Genomic DNA, 18,255 nt, shown 5'->3' with positions numbered 1-18,255 from the left:
GCCGCGAGCCTCTCGGCCGCGGCGCGCATGATGTTGAAAGCGCGCTCGCTCGCAGCCTGTAGCGCCGGATTGGCATCGACCGGCAAGCCGGACTCGAACATCGCGTTGTAAAATGCGGGCTCCTCGCGGGCGAAAGCAAGATAGGCCCTGCCGACGCGCTCGAACGCGGTGACCGTGTCGGGATGCCCGTCGTCCCAGGCCGCGGTCAGGCGCGCCTCGAATTGCTCGAAACCGCGCTGAGCGATCGAGGACAACAACTCGTCGCGGTCCCGGAAATGCCGATAGGGCGCCGCCGCGCTGACGCCGGCCATGCGCGCGGCATCGGCGAAGGTGAAGCCGGCCGCGCCCTTCTCGGCAATCAGCCCGAGAGCGGCCTGCAACAGGGCTTCCTTCAGATTGCCGTGGTGATAGCCGCGCTCGGCGCGGCGCTGCTCCTTGCGCCAGCTCATGTGAACGATCTTTACATGAGCCAGGCGTGAAGGTCACTAGCGGGAATCGAGCGCAATGAATCCCGTACTTCCACGGGTGATGCCGGGCCGGAGCGACGACTCGCGCCCGGAAATGGCGCCTTGGCCGCAGCTACATCTGCGGAATTGGCAGCACGGGCATGACCTCAATCGCCTCGCCCGGGAAGATCGCAAAATGCGGATGGTTCTCGAACAGTTTTGCAGCTTCCTCTTGCGAGGCAGCGCGCACCACCGTGAAGCCGGTCAGCGCATTGCTGATCTCGGTGATGCCGCTCGCGTCGATCCTGCGGGTCTTGCCGAGCGGGCCGCCCATCTCGACGATGACGTCCTTGTGCTTCTCGACCCAGCCGTGCCAGGCGGCCATGCCCTCGCGCTCCTTTGCCTTCCGTTCCGCCTCGGGCATCGCATGCCAGGCCTTCATCTTCTCGCCACTCATGCTGCCGAGGTAAATGGCGAGGAATCCGTGTTCGGTGCTCATCGGTCTCTCCCTTGTTGATATCGTGATGACGGCCGCGATCTCTTCGCGGCCAATGCGGGCTATGTCTTCAGGTCGTCAAAACCGGCGGCGGCCGCTTGCACGTCGGGCGGAAAGTCGCCGATCTCCTGCACCTGCCTGATTTCGATGATTTCGTTCGGCGAGGCCGGGCACTGCTTTGCCCAGGCAATCGCCTCGGCCCGCGAGGCCACCTCGATCATCCAGTAGCCGCCCAGGACTTCCTTGGCCTCGGCGAATGGGCCGTCGGTGACAATGGGCTCGCCGGTCGCAAACGACACCCGTGCGCCCATCGACGGCGGATGCAGACCGTCGAGCGTGATCAACACGCCCGCGTCCTTAAGCGTCTCGTTGTAGCGCATCATCGCCGCGACGCGCTCGGGATCGAGTTGCACGTCCGGCGGCGCGGTCTCGTAGCCGAGCGGAATCATCAGCATCATGAATCGCATGAGGTGTCCTCTGTACTCCCGTCATTCCGGGCGCGCCGAAGTTGGGCCGCTGGAGTGACGACGGTGCCGTTGTAAGACGAACGCGGCTGCCCAAGACCGACAAGGGCGAGGAAATTTTCTCAAGGAAATCTCCGCGGAGGCCGACAGAGCCGATGTCGTCAGCGCTGCCGAACCCGCTGCCCCTGGGGAACTGCGTCAACACGCCGCGAAAAATAATTCCCGCCTCGCCCGTACAAATACGGCCACCATATGAACTCCCGCGTGCATATGGAGCCAGAACGCTCGCCGGTTGAAATAGATGGCTAACGCACGTGAAATACGGGAATAGGCCGTGTGGTTCGCCTGGGTTTACAAACGCTCAACGAGAGCATGCAATTTTTAGAGCGGGAGAAACCGGTACGTCAGTGCCGATTCGCGCTACAAATTGCGGGGCATACGTGTTCAATTTCCAGAGCAAGAAGGTCAGGCACGCCGTCGCTGAGGTCGAGGCGCTCGACCGGTCACAGGCCGTGATCGAATTCGGTCTCGACGGCACCATCCTCGATGCCAACGAGAACCTGCTCAAGATGAGCGGCTACACGCTGGCCGAGATCAAAGGCAAGCACCACAGCATCTTCGTCAGCCCGGCCGAGCGCGAGAGCGCTCGCTACCGCGACTTCTGGGCCAGCCTGAACCGCGGCGAATTCCAGACCACGCAATACAAGCGTTTCGGCAAGGGCGGCAAGGAGGTCTGGATCCACGCATCCTATGCGCCGCTGCGCGACGAGAACGGCAAGGTCATCAGCTTCATCAAGTTCGCCACCGACATCACGGCGTACAAGATCAAGACCATGGAGGATTCCGACAAGTTCGCCGCGATCAACCGCGCGCAGGCCGTGATCGAATTCAACATGGACGGCACCATCGTGACCGCCAACGAGAACTTCCTGAGCGCGATGGGCTATTCGCTCGACGAGATCAAGGGCAAGCATCACGGAATGTTCGTGACGCCCGAGGATCGGGCGAGCGCGGCCTATGCCGCGTTCTGGGCCAAGCTGAACCGCGGCGAGTTCGAGGCCGCCGAATACAAGCGGCTGGGCAAGGGCGGCAAGGAGATCTGGATCATCGCCACCTACAATCCGATTCTCGACGATAACGGCAAGCCGTTCAAGGTGGTGAAGTTCGCGACCGACGTCACCGCCCAAAAGATGAAGGCGGCCGACAATGACGGACAGCTCGCCGCCATTCAGAAATCACAGGCGGTGATCGAATTCAACATGGACGGCACGATACGAACCGCCAACGAGAATTTCCTCAAGGCGATGGGCTATTCGCTGGCGGAGATCAAGGGCCAGCACCACTCGATGTTCGTCGAGCCGAATGAGAAGAATTCGCCGGCCTATCGCCAGTTCTGGGAGACCCTCAACCGCGGCGAATACCAGGCCGCAGAATACAAGCGAATCGCCAAGGGCGGGCGGGAGATCTGGATCCAGGCCTCCTACAACCCGATCTTCGATCTCAACGGCAGGCCCTACAAGGTAGTGAAATACGCCACCGACATCACCGCACAGGCCATCGGCCGCAAGAAGGCCGACAATGCGCGCGGGCTGATCGAGGCGGTCGCGGCCGGCAGCGAACAGATGAGCGCCTCGATCCGCGAGATCTCCGAGACCATGGCGAAGTCGCGCGAGACCTCCAAGGTTGCGACGACGAGGGCCGAGTCCGCGGACAGTCAGGCGCAGAAGTTGGCCGCAGCCGCGCAGGCCATGAGCGGCATCGTCGAGATGATTTCGGGCATCACCAGCCAGATCAACCTGCTCGCACTCAACGCCACGATCGAATCGGCGCGTGCGGGCGAAGCCGGCCGCGGCTTCGCAGTGGTCGCCTCCGAGGTGAAAAGCCTCGCAAACCAGGCCAAGCAGGCGACCGACACGATCACCTCCGAGATCGACGCGCTGAACGTCATTTCGGGCGACGTCGCCAGCTCGCTCACCGCCATCAAGGCCGCGATTGCCGGCGTCAACGAGTTCATCGCCTCCACCGCCGCCGCAGTCGAGGAGCAGAGCATCGTGACATCGGATATGTCGGCCAATATGCAGCGCGCGTCGGCGGAGCTGGCGTAGACGCCATCTCCTTCATTTCCACCTCCGTCATCCTTCGAGGCCGCTGAAGAGCGACCACCTCAGGGTGACGGTTTGAGGGCGTGAGCGCTCGACTCCATTGCCAGTGATCGAGCCCTTTGTTCTCCGGGCCAAAGCGCAGTAAAAGGAGCCGCGCTCACGCGCCGCCCTCCCCGGACACAGGACAAATCAACCAATGCCGCAAGCCCCGCTAAAGACCGCCCTCGTCACCGGAGCCGCGCGCGGCATCGGGCTTGCGACCGCGAAGAAGTTTTTGGCCGAGGGGTGGCGCGTGGCGCTGCTCGACATCGAGGGCGAGTTGCTCGACCGGGCGGTCGCCGAAATCGACCAAAGCGAGGCGACGCTGGCGCTGACCTGCGACGTTTCGGACGCAGCCGCAGTGAGCGCTGCGATGACGGCGATCGAGCGGCGGTTCGGCCGGCTCGATGCGCTCGTCAACAATGCCGGCATCGCGGTGTTCGCGCCGCTGATGGAGACGTCCGAGGCCGATTGGCGGCGTGTGCTCGAGGTCAACCTCACCGGCCCGTTCCTCTGCACCAAGGCGGCGGTGCCCTTGATGCGCGAGGCCAATGGCGGCGCCATCGTCAACATCACCTCGATCTCGGCGGTGCGCGCCTCGACGCTGCGCTCGGCCTACGGCACCAGCAAGGCCGGGCTCGCACACCTGACCAAGCAGCTCGCAGTCGAGCTCGCCTCGCTGGGCATCCGCGTCAACGCCGTCGCGCCGGGGCCGGTCGACACGGCGATGGCGAAGCAGGTGCACACCAAGGAGATCCGCGCCGATTATCACGACGCGATTCCGCTCAACCGCTACGGCCTTGAGGAGGAGCTTGCGGAAGCGATCTACTTCCTGTGTTCCGCGAACGCGAGCTACATCACCGGACAAATTTTGGCCGTCGATGGCGGTTTCGATGCGGCAGGTATCGGCCTGCCGACGCTGCGCGGTCCGTAACGGGTAGTACATTGTGGGGTGGGGCAGGAATTGTAGGGTGGGCAAAGGCGCGCGAGCGCCGTGCCCACCACTTCTCCGGATTTGCGGTGACGATGGTGGGCACGCTACGCTTTGCCCACCCTACGAAAACCGAGCTCGTGGAGTGCTCCATGCGACGCGCTTTCGTCAAAGCCCTGATGCTTGCATTCGCACTTCTGGTCAGCACGCCCGCCGCCGCCGAAATCCGCATCATCCAGTCTCCGGGCGGGCAGGTCGGGCCGTTCCTCGATTTGTTCGAAAAGGTGCGCGAGAGCGGCGAGCGCGTGGTGATCGACGGCCCCTGCCTGTCTGCCTGCACGTTGGTGCTGAGCATCGTGCCGGGCGAGCGCATCTGCGTCACCAAGCGCGCCGTGCTCGGCTTCCATGCGGCACGCTCGGTGGACCGGCGCGGGCGCTTCTATGCAGAGCCCGAGGCATCCGAGGCAGTGCTTGCCGCCTATCCCGGCCCGGTGCGCGACTGGATCAGCCGCCACGGCGGCCTGAGCTCCCGACTGCTGCTGTTGAAGGGGCGCGATCTCGCCGCAATCTATCCGCGTTGCCGGTGACGATTCGCGATCACGCGCGCTCGCCGCCGGTGACGATCAACGATCGGAACCGCTGCACAATTCAGCGAGGGAACTTGCCGTCTAGAAAAAAACCTGGACGACCGGCGCAAGCTTCATGCTGACGCAGATGAGCATTCCCCAAAGAGCAAAGTTGATTTGTAGCGCCGCCGCCATCGGTCGCTCCCTTCCAAGTCACGTCCACCCCAGCTTGTACTTATTGTGAAATAGAACTAGCGATTTTGACGCGGAGTTCACAGCCTAATATTACGCCAGTTGTTGTGCGATGCGATCTGCATCATTTCACGAAGCGGCCTCACTGCGCTCGCAAAGTGATGCGAGAGCAAATCGCCATATTCAGCCGGCCGGGCCACGCCGTTTCCCTTGAGTTCCATTTCAACCGACGCGACGCAAACCTTCTCACGCGCATTTTGCGCGCCGCGCCAAGAGGTCCGGCATGATTCGACACGGCTTCGTCTTGCTCACTTTTTGCGCAGCGCTCATGGGATGCGCAGTCGCGCAGGAGCGTCGTCCGATCGCATGGGACGGCCTCGGCCGAGACCCCAACATAGCGCCGAACCGCCCGCACGTCACAAAGCAGCGCGTGACGAATCAGGCAGCCGCGACAAGCGATCCCAATCAGGAGCGGGAGAGAGTGCTCGGCACCTTGCGGCCATACTCGGAGGCCTGGTGGGCGGTGCATGACGAGATCGAAGCGGAGAACGACAAGCAGCTCGGCACCAAGCTCGTGATCTGCCCCAGCTGCGTTCAGTCGCCGCGGCAAGGCGAAGACGTGACGGGATCGCTCCGCTGAGACCGCTCACGATTGATCCGGACTTGACCCGTTGAATCCCCTCTCCCGCAAAATGGAGAGAGGGGACTGCGGCTCGTTAGATCAGGCAGGCGCTCGCGACCGTCACATTCCGTCCGCCGGGCAGTTCACCATCCAGGGAATGCCGAACTTGTCGACGCACATGCCAAAGCCCTTGGCCCAGAACGTCTTGCTGAACGGCATGTTGACGGCGCCGCCGTCGGCGAGCGCGTTGAACTTGCGCTCGCCATCCGCGGGATCCCTAACCGTGAGCGAGATCGCAAAGCCCTGCGGCTTGTGAAAATGCTCAGGCGGGGAATCGGAAGCCATCAGCACGCTGCCGTCGGGTAGTGACATCCGCGCGTGCATGATCATCTTTTCGCGCCCTGGCGTGGCGGGCACCTCCGGCGGTGCGTCCGAGGCGCGCATCATCGCATCGACCTTGCCGCCGAGAACCTTGGCGTAATAGTTGAACGCTGCTTCGCAATTGTCCTGGTAGAACAGATAGGGATTGAGCATCGTTTCTCTCCTTTTCGTTGGTCGTGAGGCTTATTGCTTCTCGGTGAGCTTCTTCAGGCTGGCGAGGCCGGCCTCGAAATCCTTGCCGATCATGCTGTCCATGTTGATGAACACCTGCATCACTTTCGACAGGAACGGGGCCGGACCGTACATCGCCCATGTGACCAGTGTGGCATCGCCTTGCGGCACAAAGGTGAATTCGGCGGTGTTGTGGCCTTCGAAAGGCCGCTCGAAATCGAGCTTGATGCGAAGCTTTGACGACGGGTTCGCCTCGAGGATCTCCATGTGGCCGGCCCCGACATTGTTGTTGCCGTCCCAGGCATAGGTCGCGCCCTTGCCGACCGCAGTTCCTCCAAAGATCCGCTTCATGGCGGGATCGCGTGTCTCGTAGGGTGACCAGGCGGTCCAGCGGTGGAAATCGGCGACCACCGGATAGATCGCGTCAGTCGGCGCCTTCACGGCGAGGCTGCGTTCGACGCGGAAAGTGTCGGGCTTGGTGAGGGCAAAGACGAGGATGCCGGCAAGTCCGGCCGCGAGGACGATGGCAATGACGGCAATGGCTTTCAGCATGAGGGGCTCCGTGGATACGGGCTTAGGACGAAGGAGGATGGCTGGGGCCGACAATTGATGGAATGAATTTTTCGATCGTCATTCCGGGGCGATGCGAAGCATCGAACCCGGAATCTCGAGATTCCGGGTCTGGTCCTTCGGACCATCCCGGAATGACGCGTGCCGCGTCACTTCGCCTTGGCGCTTTCCCTCGGCTTCGGCTGGCTGTCCCGGATCAGGCGATCGAGATGCATGCGGATGTGGGCGGCCTCTGCGGACGTGTTGGCGAGGGCGATGGCCCGATCGAAGGCGATGCGGGCTTCGTCGTTGCGGCCGAGCTGCATCAGGAAGGCGCCGCGCACGCCGTAGAAATGGAAGTAGTTGGCGAGCTTCGGCGCCAAGGGCTCGATCAATTCGAGCGCGGCTTGCGGCCCCCGCACCTTGGAAACCGCGACCGCGCGGTTGAGCGTCACCACGGGAGACGGCTGCACAAGCTCCAGCGCGCCGTAGAGCAGGTCGATCTGCGCCCAGTCGGTCTCCTCCGGCGTCGCCGCGCGGGCATGCAGCGCGGCGATTGCGGCCTGGATTTGATAGGGCCCGCTGCGGCGGTGGCGCATCGCCTTGTCGATCAGCGCAAGCCCTTCCGCGATCATGGTGCTGTTCCACAGCGAACGGTCCTGATCGTCCAGCAGGATCAGCGAGCCATCCGCGGCAAAGCGCGCGGCACTGCGCGCATGCTGCAGCAAGATGAGCGCCGTGAGCCCCATGATCTCCGGCTCGCTCGGAAACAGCCGGAGCAGCAGGCGCCCCAACCGGATCGCCTCCTCGCAGAATGGCTTGCGGATCTCGGCGGTGTCGCCGCTCGCCGAATAGCCCTCGTTGAAGATCAGATAAATCATCGCCGCGACACCGGCGAGCCGCTCGGAGCGCTCGACCGCGCCGGGCGCTTCGAACGGCGTCCCCGCCTCCGCGACCTTCGCCTTGGCGCGGGTGATACGCTGCTCCATCGCCGCGTCCGAGACCAGGAAGGCGCGCGCGATCTGCTTCACGGTAAGGCCCGAGACGATGCGCAGCGCCAGCGCGATCTGCTGCGTCGCCGGCAATTGCGGATGGCAGCAGATGAACATGAGCCGCAAGATGTCGTCGCGGTAGTGCGAGCCGTCGAGCCGCTCGGCCAGCGCGCCTTCGGCGTCGTCGAGATCGGAGATCGCCTGGTCGTCCTCCGGCAGCGGCTGCTGCTTGCGGGTCCGGCGAACCTCGTCGATGGCGGCATTGCGGCCGACCATGATCAGCCAGGCCGCAGGATCGCGCGGCGGCCCGTTCTGCGGCCAGGTCTTGAGTGCGCGAAGGGACGCGTTCTGGAACGCCTCCTCGGCGGTGTCGAGATCGCGGAAATAACGCAACAGCGCGCCGACCGCCTGGGGTCGCGCCGAGGTCAGCGCGGTTTCGATCCAGGCGGTGTCGGCCTCGCTCACGTCAGATTCCCTCCGGGCCGGAACACGCCGACGGGACGCACCTCATAGGCGCCGCCGGGATTGGCCGCGCCGAGGTCGCGGGCGACGTCGAGCGCCTCGTCGAGATTCTTGCAGTCGACGATGTAGAAGCCGAGCAGCTGCTCCTTGGTTTCGGCATAGGGGCCGTCGAGCACCAGCGGCGGATCTTCCTTGCGCAAGGTCGCCGCCGCGGTGGTCGGCAGCAGCCGCGCGACCGGCCCGAGCCGGCCCTGCTTGGTGAGATTCTCCTGCACCACGGCGAGCTTCTTCATCACGGCCTCGTCCTGCTCCTTGCTCCAGGAGCCGACGAAGTCCTCATCGTGATAGCAAAGGATTGCATAAAGCATGGGCGACATTTTCCTCGTCTGTTCTGAAGACGCGCCAATATGCCTCGCCCCGACAGGGCTGCGGAAAGAATTTGCAAGAAAAAGCCGTTGGATCGTGCCAAGGAGGGCGCTTCTTCAGCGGAACCCGACGAGGCACTTCGAATGACCATGGGCACACTCGCCGTCCTGATCAACAGCACGCAGCAGAACTGGCTGCCGGAGCGCTGGAAGGCCCGGTTCGACGCCGTCTGCGGCGGCCGCCGCGTGGTGCTGCTGCCGGATTCCGGGCTCGATCCTGCCGAGGTGCACTATGCCACGGTGTGGAAGCCGGTCCCCGGCGATCTCGCCGCCTTCCCCAATCTGCGGGCGATCTTCAATCTCGGCGCCGGCGTCGATGCGCTGATGGCGGACAAGAGCCTGCCAAATGTGCCGCTGGTCCGCGTCGCCGTGCCCGATCTGACCGCCCGCATGACCGAATATGTCGTGCTGCACGTGCTGATGCATCACCGCCAGGAGCTTTATTTGCGGGACTCGCAGCGAGCCAAACGCTGGGAGCCGAAATATCAATGGCCTGCCAGTGCCGTCACGGTTGGCGTCATGGGACTTGGCACGTTGGGAGCGGATGCCGCCGACGTGCTGCGGCGGCTCGGCTTCCGCGTCGCCGGCTGGAGCCGCAGCCCGCGCACGATCGAGGGTGTCGAGTGCTTCCACGGCACGGACGGAATGGATGCCTTCCTGCGCAAGACCGACATCCTCGTCAGCCTGTTGCCGCTGACGCCCGACACACTTGGCATCCTCAACCGCGACGTCTTCACCAAGCTCAACCGCAACGGCGCGCTCGGCGCACCGGTGCTGATCAATGCCGGCCGCGGCGGCCTTCAGAACGAAGCCGACATCCTGGCCTGCCTCGACGACGGCACGCTGGGCGCCGCCTCGCTCGACGTCTTCGTGCAGGAGCCGCAGCCGGCGAACAGCCGGTTCTGGACCCATCCCAAGGTGGTGCTGACGCCGCACAACGCTGCCGACACCGACGCGGACGCGATTTCGGCCTATGTCGCCGAGCAGATCGCGCGGTTCGAGGCCGGCGGTGCGTTGGAGAACGTGGTTGACCGGGCACGGGGCTATTAGACTTAGCTGACTGGTTTTCGCTAAACTTCTCCCTCGGGTTATGATCCCGGATCAGCGCTCGCTTGTCCGGGACGACAGCTAGGATTTGGCCCCCAACATCACATCGATCGCGCCCTTCACGATGGCTTCGAGATCCTTTCGCGACACGCGCGCGCGCGAGCGGATGGCGATGGTGTGGATGGTGGCTGATGCGATCTGTGCCAGCACGACCGGATCGGCGCTCTCCGGCAACTCGCCCTTCTCCCTGGCGCGGCGGAAGCAGTTCGCAAAGGCCTTGTCGAGCTCGGTGAGCCCGTCAAGCACCATGCCGCGGATCTCGGGATCACCGACGGCTTCCGACGCCGCCGTCACCACTGTGAAGCAGCCGCGCGGGCCGGTCTCGCCGGACAGATAGATGTTCAGCGCGGAGGCGAAGATGCGTTCCAGCCGTTGGCGCAGCGGCATCTCCTCGCGAAAGATCATAGCCATGGAGGCCCCCGCTTCCTCGCGGTAGCGCTGATAGCTCTTGATGTAGAGTTCGCGCTTGTCACCGAAGGCGCCATAGAGGCTCGGACGGTTCATGCCGGTGGCCTCGCTGAGATCGTCGAGCGAAGTCGCGGCAAAGCCCTGCCTGCGGAACAGGTCGAGCGCCTTGCCGAGTGCGACCTCGGGCTCGTAGGCCCGCGGGCGGCCGCGGCGCTTGGGCTGTTCGGGCGGCATGGCTGGCGGCCCTTTCGATTTTTGTACCATTTCGCAAATAATCCTTGACCAGCCCCATATTATGCAAGATAGTACAAAAATCAATCTGGCCAGGTTGAGCGAAGATTCAAGAATTGCCCCAAGGAGGCTACAGATGGATCTCTTTTTCTCGCCCCTCGCCTGTTCGATGGCAACACGCGTCGCGCTGTACGAAGCCGGCGCCGAGGCGAACTATCTCGAGGTCGACCCGCCGACCAAGACAGTGCTGAGCGACGGCTCCGACTTCCGCGCCGTCAATCCGATCGGCCTGGTGCCGACGCTGCGCACCGACGAGGGCGTGGTTCTGACCGAGAACGCAGCGATCCTGCAATATATCGCGGACCGTTTCCCGCAATCCGGGCTCGGCGCTACCCAGGGCATCGAGCGAACGCACCTGCATCAATGGCTGTGCTTCATCGGCACCGAGCTGCACAAGGGCTTGTTCATTCCCGTGCTCGACCGCAAGGCGCCGCAGGAAGCCAAGGTCTATGCGCTGGAGAAGAACCTGTCGCGGCTCGACTATCTCGACAATTACCTGAAGGGGCGCGACTTCCTGCTCGACCATTTCAGCGTGGCGGACGCCTATCTCGCCACGGTCATCAACTGGACCATGGCGACGCCGCCGATCGAGCTTGCGAAATGGCCGAACGTGAAGGCGTATTATGAACGCATGCGCCAACGGCCCTCTTTTGCCAAGGCGATTGCGGAAGAGTTCGAGCTGTACAAGGCCGAGCAGGCACGGAAGAAGGCCGCGGCATAGTTCGGATTGAACGCCGCATCGCTTTTCCTCGATCAAGACGTCGTCCCTGCCGACAGGACCGGGACGACGTTTGCGTTTCGCAAAGCGAGGAGCTCTTGCGACGAAGCAATCCAGGATCTTTCCGCGGAGGGATTCCGGATTGCTTCCGCCTTCGCCAAGGCTTCGGCGGACAAGCCGCTTCGCTCGCAATGACATGCTGCTGATCCCGTCATCCTGAGGTGCTCCCCATGGGACGCAACGCGTCCCATGGGGAGCCTCGAAGGATGAACGGCCGAGATGCAGCCGGGCCGTCGCCTTTCGAGGCTTGCTCTGCAGCGCTACGCGCAGCAGAGCGCGCACCTCAGGGTGACGGTCATAGGGTTTTGCCACGCTTACTATCGCAGACACGACTTCTCGCCCTCGCAGCTTGTTTTGCCCGAGCTTTGCTTTCGTCTGGCACCCTCTCGAAAGCAAAGGGCGCAGGGAAGGCCGGGCGCCGGCTGGCACCCGAAGTCCCGCGTGTGCGAAAGAGCGCGCACGGGGTGGACGACAGGTGACGCCGGGACATCCCGGCCTTCCCTGCACGGATGGTTTCACGGTGTCCTTCGTGCTCTCCTCGGGGAGCGATGCACTATTGCCCCCGTCGCCTTGCGGACGATTGATGCGCGCACCGGTTGGCCGCCACATCTCCGCGAGGCTTGACGCACAGACCCCGGGCGTCAGGACCACACGACTTCTCCGTCCGCGCGCGTCCTCGCTGGGTTCTCCACGGCTGGCGTGCGCTCACCGTGAAGACCATTCGAAGACGCTGTCAGCGTCGTGTCGTATCGCGCCTGTCGCTGCTCACGGGTTTCCCCGCCCTGCAATCCACATCGCGCGCCGACGCCGTCGCGGCCACCGCATCCCGGCCCGCGTCCCGTGACGATCGCGAAACGCCCCTTGTGGCGGGCGGGATGGCCAGGCTTGTACGGCAAAACCGAATTTCTGTAAATTAGAATATTTTTGCGGAGAGATATCGACCCAGATCTGGCGTGTTTTGCCCGTCGGGCAGCACAACGGATGGTGGGCCGGACGGGCCAAACCGGCCTGAGAAACCCGTTTCGGGTTGCGACATCCGCCCACGCGGCCTCGGTGTCGTCTGCGGATCTGACGAAGAGCAAAGCGGCAAAGAAGTCCACGCCTTTCGTGGTGCGACATCACGAAATTTCATGTCGTCGACGGCGGATATTTCGAGAATTCCGGCGTGACCACCGCGGTCGAGATCATCAATCGTCTTCAGCGTCGGGCGGGCACATGCTGCACGCAGGCCCGCTTCCATCTCATCGTTCTGACATCGGGCGAGTACAGCAAAGGCAGCTCCAGCGCGTTCAGCGAGGCGGTATCTCCGGTGGTCCGCTATTCAACAGCCGAACGGCACGAACCTATTCGACCGTCGATCTGGCAACGCGGGATCTCGGCGTCATCAAACGTGATGCCACGGACGCGCGGGCACGAATCAGCCGGGTGCAACGAGTCAATTTCGGCGACTACGTGATACCGCTGCCTCTCGGCTGGCGTCTGTCGAAAATGTCGGCGTCCGAGATATTCTTCCTGACCGGCCGCGCCGCACACTGCGCGCCCGACGATAACTTTGTGCAGACATCGAAGATCACGGGGTTCGGACCAGGCGATTGCGTGCAGCGACTGATCCTGCATCAGCTCCGGGGGGATGACCTCGGCACCGCGCTCAGGGAGGCTCAGGCAAGCTATCCACCAGTCAAGCCATAGAGCAGGCGGTCTCGGACTGGCGGCTGCCAGCGCCACCATCGGCCTACTTACCCGTACAACACCCGCGGCAGGATCGTGACGATGCCGGGCCACAACGTCAGCAGCAGCACGAAGCCGATCATGATCATCAGATAGGGCAACGTGACGCGCGCGATGTAGCCGAGCCCGTCCTCTGTCAGGCCCTGGATCACGAACAGGTTGAAGCCGACCGGCGGAGTGATCTGCGCCATCTCGACGGCGAGCACCAGGAAGATGCCGAACCAGATCTCGTCGAACCCGGCCCCCTTCACGATCGGCAGCACGATCGGCAGCGTCATCACGATCATCGAGAAGCCGTCGAGGAAGCAGCCGAGGATCAGGTAAAAGACGATCAGAACCACGATCAGCATGAAAGGTGACAGGCCGAGCCCTTTGACGAAAGCGGCAACCGCCTGCGGGATGCCGAGGAACGCGGCGGCATTGCCGAGGATCGAGGCGCCCAGCACGATCAGCGCGATCATCGAGCAGGTCACCACCGAGCCGATCAGCACGTCGCGCATCACCTGCTGCGACATCGAGCCTTGCGCCCAGGCGACCAGCCCGGCGCCGAGCACGCCGACGGCGGCGGCCTCTGATGGTGTCGCGAGCCCGCCATACATCGAGCCGAGCACGCAGGCGATCAGGAACAGCGCCGGCGCGAGATCCTTCAGCGCGGCGAAGCGTTCGCCCCAAGGCACCTGCGAGAGCTTTGCCTCCGTCTCCGGCACCATCGCCGGCTTGAGGCTCGTGTGCAGCATCACCCAGCCCATGAAGGTCGCGGCGAGCAGCAGGCCGGGCAGCACGCCGGCAGTAAACAGCTTGAGAATGGAAACGTCGCCCAGCACGCCGTAGATGATCATGATGTTGGACGGCGGGATCAGGAAGCCGAGCGTACCGGCGCCGGCGAGCGAACCAATTGCGATGTCGCGGGAATAGCCGCGGCGCAGCAGCTCGTTCAGCGACATGCGGCCGATCACCTGCGTCGTCGCCGCCGACGAGCCCGAGATCGCCGCGAAGATGGTGCAGCCGATCACATTCACATGCAGCAGACGGCCCGGCAGCAACCCCGCCCACGGCGCCAGGCCTTGGAACAGCGAGCGCGACAGACGGGTGCGAAACAGCAGCTCACCCATCAGGATGAACAGCGGCAGCGCCAGGAGTTCCTGCGTGGTCAGGATGTTCCAGGCGTATTGCGGCAACAGCTTGTCGAGCGGGATCGAGCGGAACATCGCGAGCAGAAGCGTCGCGGTGAGCGCCAGCGTGAGGCCGATCCAGACGCCGCACGCCAGCAGCGCAAACAGGATCGCGAACAGGGCGACGACTTCGATGGTCATGCGATCTTGAATCCGGGTGCGGGCGAAGCGGTCATTCGACGGGCGAGGCCTTCATGCGGTGATCCTCCAGCGGCAGGCCGAGCACGGCCTGGATCGCGCGCGCCAGGAACTGGAGCGTCAGCAGCAGCATGCCGAAGGTGACGACCGCTTCCGGAAACCACAGCGGCGTGTCGCTCGAGGTCGAGACCTGGCCGCGGACATAGGCGCCGAAGGCAAACTTCGCCATCGCGGAGGTCAGGAACGCCATGAAGGCGAAGCCGGCGGCGGCCGAGAGGATTTCGATCGCACGTTGAAACGGTGCGGGGACGTTCTTCAGCAGCAGCACGACACGGATATGGCCGCCGACGCGCAGGGTCATGGCGGCGCCGAAGGTGAAGGACGCCGCCATCAGGTAGGAGGAATACTCCCACGCGATCGAGATGGTCGGCGGGAAGAACGGCAGGAAGTTCGAGAGGAAGCGGGTTGCGACCTCGCACAGCATCAGCAGCGTCAGCGTCAGCAGACAGCCGCCGCCGATCCAGCCGTCGAGCCGGCCGAGACGGTCGATGCCGTCGAGCAGGATGCGCAGCGGCACTGGCGCCGCTGCGTTGAGACTCTGCGGAGCTTCGGTCGAGACGCTCACCACGGCTTCACCCTCAACCACGCTTCATGTCGGCGAGATAGGCCTTCACGGGCTTGTCGGCGGCAGGCACGCGCTTGAGGAAGGCGTCGAGCTGGGGCGCGGTCTTGGCTCGGATGTCCGTCATCATCGCATCCGAGACCGGCACCACCTCCATGCCGCCCTCCTTGAGGCGGTTGAGGCTGTCGACGTCGGCCTTCAGCGAGTTCGCCCAGAATCCCGGCTCCATCTTCGCGGCGATATCCGCGACGAGCTTCTGTTGATCGGCGCTGAGCGCCTTCCACGAGTCGAGATTGACGGTGAGCATCTGCGACGACCAGACGTGGTTGGTCGGGTAGACGTATTTGAGGAATTCCCAGAACTTGCCGTCGACGCCCGACACCGACGATGTGGAGACGCCCGAGACCGCGCCGGAGGCGAGTGCGGGAATGGTTTCGCCCCAGGGGATCATCACGGCCGCCATGCCGATCGCATTCAGCATGTCGACCGCATTCTTGTCGGGCACGCGGATCTTGATGTTCTTGAGGCCGTCGACGTCGGCGACCTTCGCCTTGAGATGCAGATACTGCGTCGGCCACGGCACGATGTAGAGGATCTTCTGGTTGTTGCGCGCGGCGATCTTCTCGTATTCGGGCCGCACGTATTTGTGCAGCACCTTCAACTCGTCGACGGAACCACAGAGAAACGGGATGCTCTCGACGCCCATGAAGGGTTCGTCGCCGACCTGCTGGATGTTGAGGACGTCGGCGAGCGGCACCAGGCCGTCGCGCACGGCGCGCAGGTGCTCGGGTCCCTTGAAGCCGAGCTGGCCGCCGGCCTTCACGGTGATGGCGACCGAGCCGCCGCTCTGCTTCTTCACCTCTTCCGCGAAGGCCATCGCGTTCTGGGTGTGGAAATTGCCGTCGGGCCATACCGTCGACATGTCCCAGCTCGTCGTCGCCGCCCGCGCGCGGGTCGAGATGTGGCCGGCGGCGAGCAGCGTCGCTGCGCCCGCGGTGAAGTTCCGTCGCGTGATCATTGAGCCCCTCCGTTCGCTACGCCAAACGCCGGATGGCGTCACCGCGCATATCCATAAACTGCAGCCGCATTATCGGCGGACACGAGGCCGCTTTCGATGTCGTCCTTGACGGCAGCCCGATCTCGCTCGGCTGGTGCACCGATGCCGGCACCGCCGGGCGTCAGCACCACGAGACGGTCGTCCGACGGCACCTCCTGAAAGCCTTTTCCGCGCAGCTTCTTTCCGGATTTAAGCCCGACATAGCCGGCCTCGCCATTCTGGCCGCCATCGCGGCCGCGCGGCGGATGATCGATGCGGTCGAATGCGGCCAGGATATCGAACGGCGCATCGACGCCGCTGCCGACCTCAATGATCTGGCCGAGGCCGCCGCGGGTGCGCCCTGCCCCGCCGGAATCCGGACGCAGCTCCTTGCGCCAGAAGATCAAGGGCGTCTGCGTCTCCGCGATCTCGACCGGCGTGCCACGCACGCCGCTGGGATAGGCGGTGGCCGACAAGCCGTCCTTGCCGAAGCGCGCGCCGGTGCCGCCGTTGCTGGTCACCGCCATCGAGAATCCGTAATTGCCGCCGACGCCCGAGCGGGTCTGCCCGCGTACATTGAGATTCCACAGGCACGAGGTGCCCTCCGCCGGCACGCGCTCGGGAATGATCTGGCGCAGGCAACCGAACACCACGTCGGGCAGCATCTGGCCGATGATGTGGCGCGAGGCGACCGGCGCGGGCTTCGGCGCATTGAGGATCGCACCTGATGGCGCCGACACCGTCAGCGGCGAGAGCGAGCCGGCATTGTTCGGGATCTGCGAGGCGACGACGCAGCCGAGGCCGAACACGGTGTAGGCCGTGGTGTACGAAAGAGGCACGTTGATGCCGAACTTCGAGGCAGCGGAGGTGCCGTCAAAATCGACGTGGATGCCCGCATCCGAAATCGTCAGCGTCGCGGCCAGCGTCACCGGGGCATCGTAGCCGTCGACCACCATGGTGTTGCGCCAGCTGCCCTTCGGCAGCTTTGCGATCTCGGCCAGCACGGCCTCGCGCGAGCGCTCGCAGATGTAGTCGCCGAGCTCGTCGAGCGTGTCGATGCCGAACTCGGTCATCATCTCGACCAGGCGCTCGCAGCCGACATCGTTGCAGCCCGCGAGCGAATAGGTGTCACCCTCGGTATCGATCGGCAGCCGCGTGTTGGTGCGGATCATCGCCATCAGCGTCTCGTTGACGACGCCCTGGTCGATCAGCTTCAGCATCGGGATGTAGAGCCCCTCCATGAACACGTCGGTGGCATCGGGCCCGAAGCCGATGCCGCCGATGTCCATGAGATGGCTGGTGCAGGAGAACAGCGCGACGACCTTGCCGTCCTTGAAGCAGGGCGTGGTGACGACGAAGTCGTTGAGGTGGCCGGTGCCCATCCAGGGATCGTTGGTGATGTAGGCGTCGCCCTCCTTCATCGTCTCGATCGGAAAGTGGTTGATGAAATGCTTGACCGATTCCGCCATCGAGTTGACGTGGCCGGGCGTGCCGGTCACCGCCTGCGCCAGCATCCGTCCCCTGAGGTCGAATACGCCGGCCGAGAGATCGCCGCATTCGCGCACGATCGGGCTGAAGGCGGTGCGGAGCAGCACCTGCGCCTGCTCCTCGACCACCGCGATCAGCCGGTGCCACATGATCTGAAGGTCGATCAGGCTCGCGCCATTTGCCTTGCTCATGATCAGGCCGCCTTTCGTTCCATGACGATGCTGCCGGCACCGTCGATATGGGCGTCAAAACTGGTGGAGACGAAGGTCGAGGTCTCGTCCTCCGCAATGACGGCGGGCCCGGCAATGGTCGCGCCGGGCGCCATGTCCTCGCGGCGGTAGAGCGGGATCTCGATCACCTCGCCGGCGCGACCGTCGAAGAATTTTCGACTGCCGACGGCCTTCCCGGCCGGCTTGCGCGCGACCGAAGCGACGGTGGGCGGATTACGCGCCTCCGTCGTAGCGAGCACCGACCAGCTCAACACCTCGATCGCGGCGCCCGGAATCGCGCGCTCGAACATCGCGGCATAATCCGCCTCGAACTTCTGGCGCAGGCCGGCAAGATCGGCCGCCGTCAGCCGCCGGTTCGGCAGCTCGACGGAGATCTCATGGCCTTGGCCGACATAGCGCATGAAGGCGGCGCGGCGCTC

General features: G+C 64.1%; 19 protein-coding genes and 1 pseudogene. 7 read left to right on the top strand and 13 right to left on the bottom strand.

The window, feature by feature from the left end; all coding sequences use genetic code 11:
• From MOV74_RS11710 to MOV74_RS11700, 3 genes are all read right to left on the bottom strand, one after another.
• The coding region (locus MOV74_RS11710) for a TetR/AcrR family transcriptional regulator (RefSeq protein ID WP_246921731.1) at positions 1–449 on the bottom strand (449 nt) is incomplete at its 3' end.
• 130 nt (positions 450–579) lie between these two features.
• Positions 580–945 (bottom strand): hypothetical protein, encoded by a 366-nt coding sequence (locus tag MOV74_RS11705; protein ID WP_246921729.1) that lies wholly within the window; start codon positions 943–945, stop codon positions 580–582.
• 59 nt (positions 946–1,004) lie between these two features.
• Positions 1,005–1,409: a YciI family protein gene (locus MOV74_RS11700; protein ID WP_246921727.1), complete on the bottom strand. Its 405-nt coding sequence runs from the start codon at positions 1,407–1,409 to the stop codon at positions 1,005–1,007.
• A 437-nt stretch (positions 1,410–1,846) separates the two neighbouring features.
• Here MOV74_RS11700 and MOV74_RS11695 point away from each other — a divergent pair, with 437 nt between their 5' ends.
• The 4 genes from MOV74_RS11695 to MOV74_RS11680 all read left to right on the top strand — a co-directional run bounded on the left by MOV74_RS11695 (position 1,847) and on the right by MOV74_RS11680 (position 5,876).
• Entirely contained in the window at positions 1,847–3,511 is a 1,665-nt protein-coding gene (locus MOV74_RS11695; protein WP_246921724.1) for a PAS domain-containing methyl-accepting chemotaxis protein, read from the top strand.
• A gap of 193 nt (positions 3,512–3,704) precedes the next feature.
• Entirely contained in the window at positions 3,705–4,481 is a 777-nt protein-coding gene (locus MOV74_RS11690; protein ID WP_246921721.1) for an SDR family NAD(P)-dependent oxidoreductase, read from the top strand.
• 149 nt (positions 4,482–4,630) lie between these two features.
• Entirely contained in the window at positions 4,631–5,065 is a 435-nt protein-coding gene (locus MOV74_RS11685) for a hypothetical protein (protein ID WP_246921718.1), read from the top strand.
• A gap of 454 nt (positions 5,066–5,519) precedes the next feature.
• Positions 5,520–5,876 carry a hypothetical protein gene (locus tag MOV74_RS11680; protein ID WP_246921715.1) on the top strand — a complete coding sequence of 119 codons (357 nt, stop codon included), beginning with the start codon at positions 5,520–5,522 and terminating at the stop codon, positions 5,874–5,876.
• A gap of 102 nt (positions 5,877–5,978) precedes the next feature.
• Here MOV74_RS11680 and MOV74_RS11675 read toward each other — a convergent pair whose 3' ends face one another.
• The 4 genes from MOV74_RS11675 to MOV74_RS11660 all read right to left on the bottom strand — a co-directional run bounded on the left by MOV74_RS11675 (position 5,979) and on the right by MOV74_RS11660 (position 8,781).
• Complete coding sequence (locus tag MOV74_RS11675) at positions 5,979–6,392, bottom strand: VOC family protein (RefSeq protein WP_246921712.1); 414 nt, start codon at positions 6,390–6,392, stop codon at positions 5,979–5,981.
• Positions 6,393–6,422: 30 nt separating this feature from the next.
• Positions 6,423–6,962, bottom strand: coding sequence for an SRPBCC family protein (locus MOV74_RS11670; RefSeq protein ID WP_246921709.1), 540 nt, complete (start codon positions 6,960–6,962; stop codon positions 6,423–6,425).
• A gap of 167 nt (positions 6,963–7,129) precedes the next feature.
• On the bottom strand, positions 7,130–8,416 hold the full coding sequence (locus MOV74_RS11665) for an RNA polymerase sigma factor (RefSeq protein WP_246921706.1): 1,287 nt from the start codon (positions 8,414–8,416) through the stop codon (positions 7,130–7,132).
• Positions 8,413–8,781, bottom strand: a complete 369-nt coding sequence (locus tag MOV74_RS11660; protein ID WP_212088087.1) for a YciI family protein — start codon at positions 8,779–8,781, stop codon at positions 8,413–8,415. The genes MOV74_RS11665 and MOV74_RS11660 overlap by 4 nt, the downstream gene beginning before the upstream one ends.
• Before the next feature lie 141 nt (positions 8,782–8,922).
• On the opposite strand from MOV74_RS11660, the gene MOV74_RS11655 reads away from it, so the two are divergent.
• Complete coding sequence (locus MOV74_RS11655; RefSeq protein ID WP_246921703.1) at positions 8,923–9,888, top strand: glyoxylate/hydroxypyruvate reductase A; 966 nt, start codon at positions 8,923–8,925, stop codon at positions 9,886–9,888.
• A gap of 78 nt (positions 9,889–9,966) precedes the next feature.
• Here MOV74_RS11655 and MOV74_RS11650 read toward each other — a convergent pair whose 3' ends face one another.
• Positions 9,967–10,617 carry a TetR/AcrR family transcriptional regulator gene (locus tag MOV74_RS11650; RefSeq protein ID WP_246921700.1) on the bottom strand — a complete coding sequence of 217 codons (651 nt, stop codon included), beginning with the start codon at positions 10,615–10,617 and terminating at the stop codon, positions 9,967–9,969.
• Positions 10,618–10,720: 103 nt separating this feature from the next.
• On the opposite strand from MOV74_RS11650, the gene MOV74_RS11645 reads away from it, so the two are divergent.
• On the top strand, positions 10,721–11,365 hold the full coding sequence (locus MOV74_RS11645; protein ID WP_246921697.1) for a glutathione binding-like protein: 645 nt from the start codon (positions 10,721–10,723) through the stop codon (positions 11,363–11,365).
• A gap of 1,272 nt (positions 11,366–12,637) precedes the next feature.
• Positions 12,638–13,111, top strand: coding sequence for a hypothetical protein (locus tag MOV74_RS11640; RefSeq protein WP_246921694.1), 474 nt, complete (start codon positions 12,638–12,640; stop codon positions 13,109–13,111).
• Between the two features lie 47 nt (positions 13,112–13,158).
• Here MOV74_RS11640 and MOV74_RS11635 read toward each other — a convergent pair whose 3' ends face one another.
• The 5 genes and pseudogenes from MOV74_RS11635 to MOV74_RS11615 all read right to left on the bottom strand — a co-directional run.
• A complete protein-coding gene (locus MOV74_RS11635; RefSeq protein WP_246921690.1) occupies positions 13,159–14,463 on the bottom strand; it encodes a TRAP transporter large permease in 1,305 nt (434 codons plus the stop codon).
• A 31-nt stretch (positions 14,464–14,494) separates the two neighbouring features.
• Positions 14,495–15,088 (bottom strand): TRAP transporter small permease subunit, encoded by a 594-nt coding sequence (locus MOV74_RS11630; protein WP_246921733.1) that lies wholly within the window; start codon positions 15,086–15,088, stop codon positions 14,495–14,497.
• A 10-nt stretch (positions 15,089–15,098) separates the two neighbouring features.
• Complete coding sequence (locus tag MOV74_RS11625) at positions 15,099–16,100, bottom strand: TRAP transporter substrate-binding protein (protein ID WP_246921687.1); 1,002 nt, start codon at positions 16,098–16,100, stop codon at positions 15,099–15,101.
• A 38-nt stretch (positions 16,101–16,138) separates the two neighbouring features.
• On the bottom strand, positions 16,139–17,797 hold the full coding sequence (locus MOV74_RS11620; RefSeq protein WP_246921684.1) for a hydantoinase B/oxoprolinase family protein: 1,659 nt from the start codon (positions 17,795–17,797) through the stop codon (positions 16,139–16,141).
• Between the two features lie 2 nt (positions 17,798–17,799).
• Positions 17,800–18,255 (bottom strand): annotated as a pseudogene (locus tag MOV74_RS11615) (hydantoinase/oxoprolinase family protein); the annotation flags it as partial.

The organism is Bradyrhizobium sp. SHOUNA76 (assembly GCF_023006445.1).
Lineage (GTDB): Bacteria > Pseudomonadota > Alphaproteobacteria > Rhizobiales > Xanthobacteraceae > Bradyrhizobium.
This window is presented reverse-complemented; position numbering and strand designations above follow the sequence as displayed.

What these genes read in the sequence shown, in the direction of transcription:
- MOV74_RS11705 (WP_246921729.1), bottom strand. Translation starts at nt 945, where the DNA reads ATGAGCACCGAACACGGATTCCTCGCCATTTACCTCGGCAGCATGAGT.
- MOV74_RS11700 (WP_246921727.1), bottom strand. Translation starts at nt 1,409, where the DNA reads ATGCGATTCATGATGCTGATGATTCCGCTCGGCTACGAGACCGCGCCG.
- MOV74_RS11690 (WP_246921721.1), top strand. Translation starts at nt 3,705, where the DNA reads ATGCCGCAAGCCCCGCTAAAGACCGCCCTCGTCACCGGAGCCGCGCGC.
- MOV74_RS11685 (WP_246921718.1), top strand. Translation starts at nt 4,631, where the DNA reads ATGCGACGCGCTTTCGTCAAAGCCCTGATGCTTGCATTCGCACTTCTG.
- MOV74_RS11680 (WP_246921715.1), top strand. Translation starts at nt 5,520, where the DNA reads ATGATTCGACACGGCTTCGTCTTGCTCACTTTTTGCGCAGCGCTCATG.
- MOV74_RS11675 (WP_246921712.1), bottom strand. Translation starts at nt 6,392, where the DNA reads ATGCTCAATCCCTATCTGTTCTACCAGGACAATTGCGAAGCAGCGTTC.
- MOV74_RS11670 (WP_246921709.1), bottom strand. Translation starts at nt 6,962, where the DNA reads ATGCTGAAAGCCATTGCCGTCATTGCCATCGTCCTCGCGGCCGGACTT.
- MOV74_RS11660 (WP_212088087.1), bottom strand. Translation starts at nt 8,781, where the DNA reads ATGCTTTATGCAATCCTTTGCTATCACGATGAGGACTTCGTCGGCTCC.
- MOV74_RS11655 (WP_246921703.1), top strand. Translation starts at nt 8,923, where the DNA reads ATGACCATGGGCACACTCGCCGTCCTGATCAACAGCACGCAGCAGAAC.
- MOV74_RS11650 (WP_246921700.1), bottom strand. Translation starts at nt 10,617, where the DNA reads ATGGTACAAAAATCGAAAGGGCCGCCAGCCATGCCGCCCGAACAGCCC.
- MOV74_RS11645 (WP_246921697.1), top strand. Translation starts at nt 10,721, where the DNA reads ATGGATCTCTTTTTCTCGCCCCTCGCCTGTTCGATGGCAACACGCGTC.
- MOV74_RS11640 (WP_246921694.1), top strand. Translation starts at nt 12,638, where the DNA reads ATGCTGCACGCAGGCCCGCTTCCATCTCATCGTTCTGACATCGGGCGA.
- MOV74_RS11635 (WP_246921690.1), bottom strand. Translation starts at nt 14,463, where the DNA reads ATGACCATCGAAGTCGTCGCCCTGTTCGCGATCCTGTTTGCGCTGCTG.
- MOV74_RS11625 (WP_246921687.1), bottom strand. Translation starts at nt 16,100, where the DNA reads ATGATCACGCGACGGAACTTCACCGCGGGCGCAGCGACGCTGCTCGCC.
- MOV74_RS11620 (WP_246921684.1), bottom strand. Translation starts at nt 17,797, where the DNA reads ATGAGCAAGGCAAATGGCGCGAGCCTGATCGACCTTCAGATCATGTGG.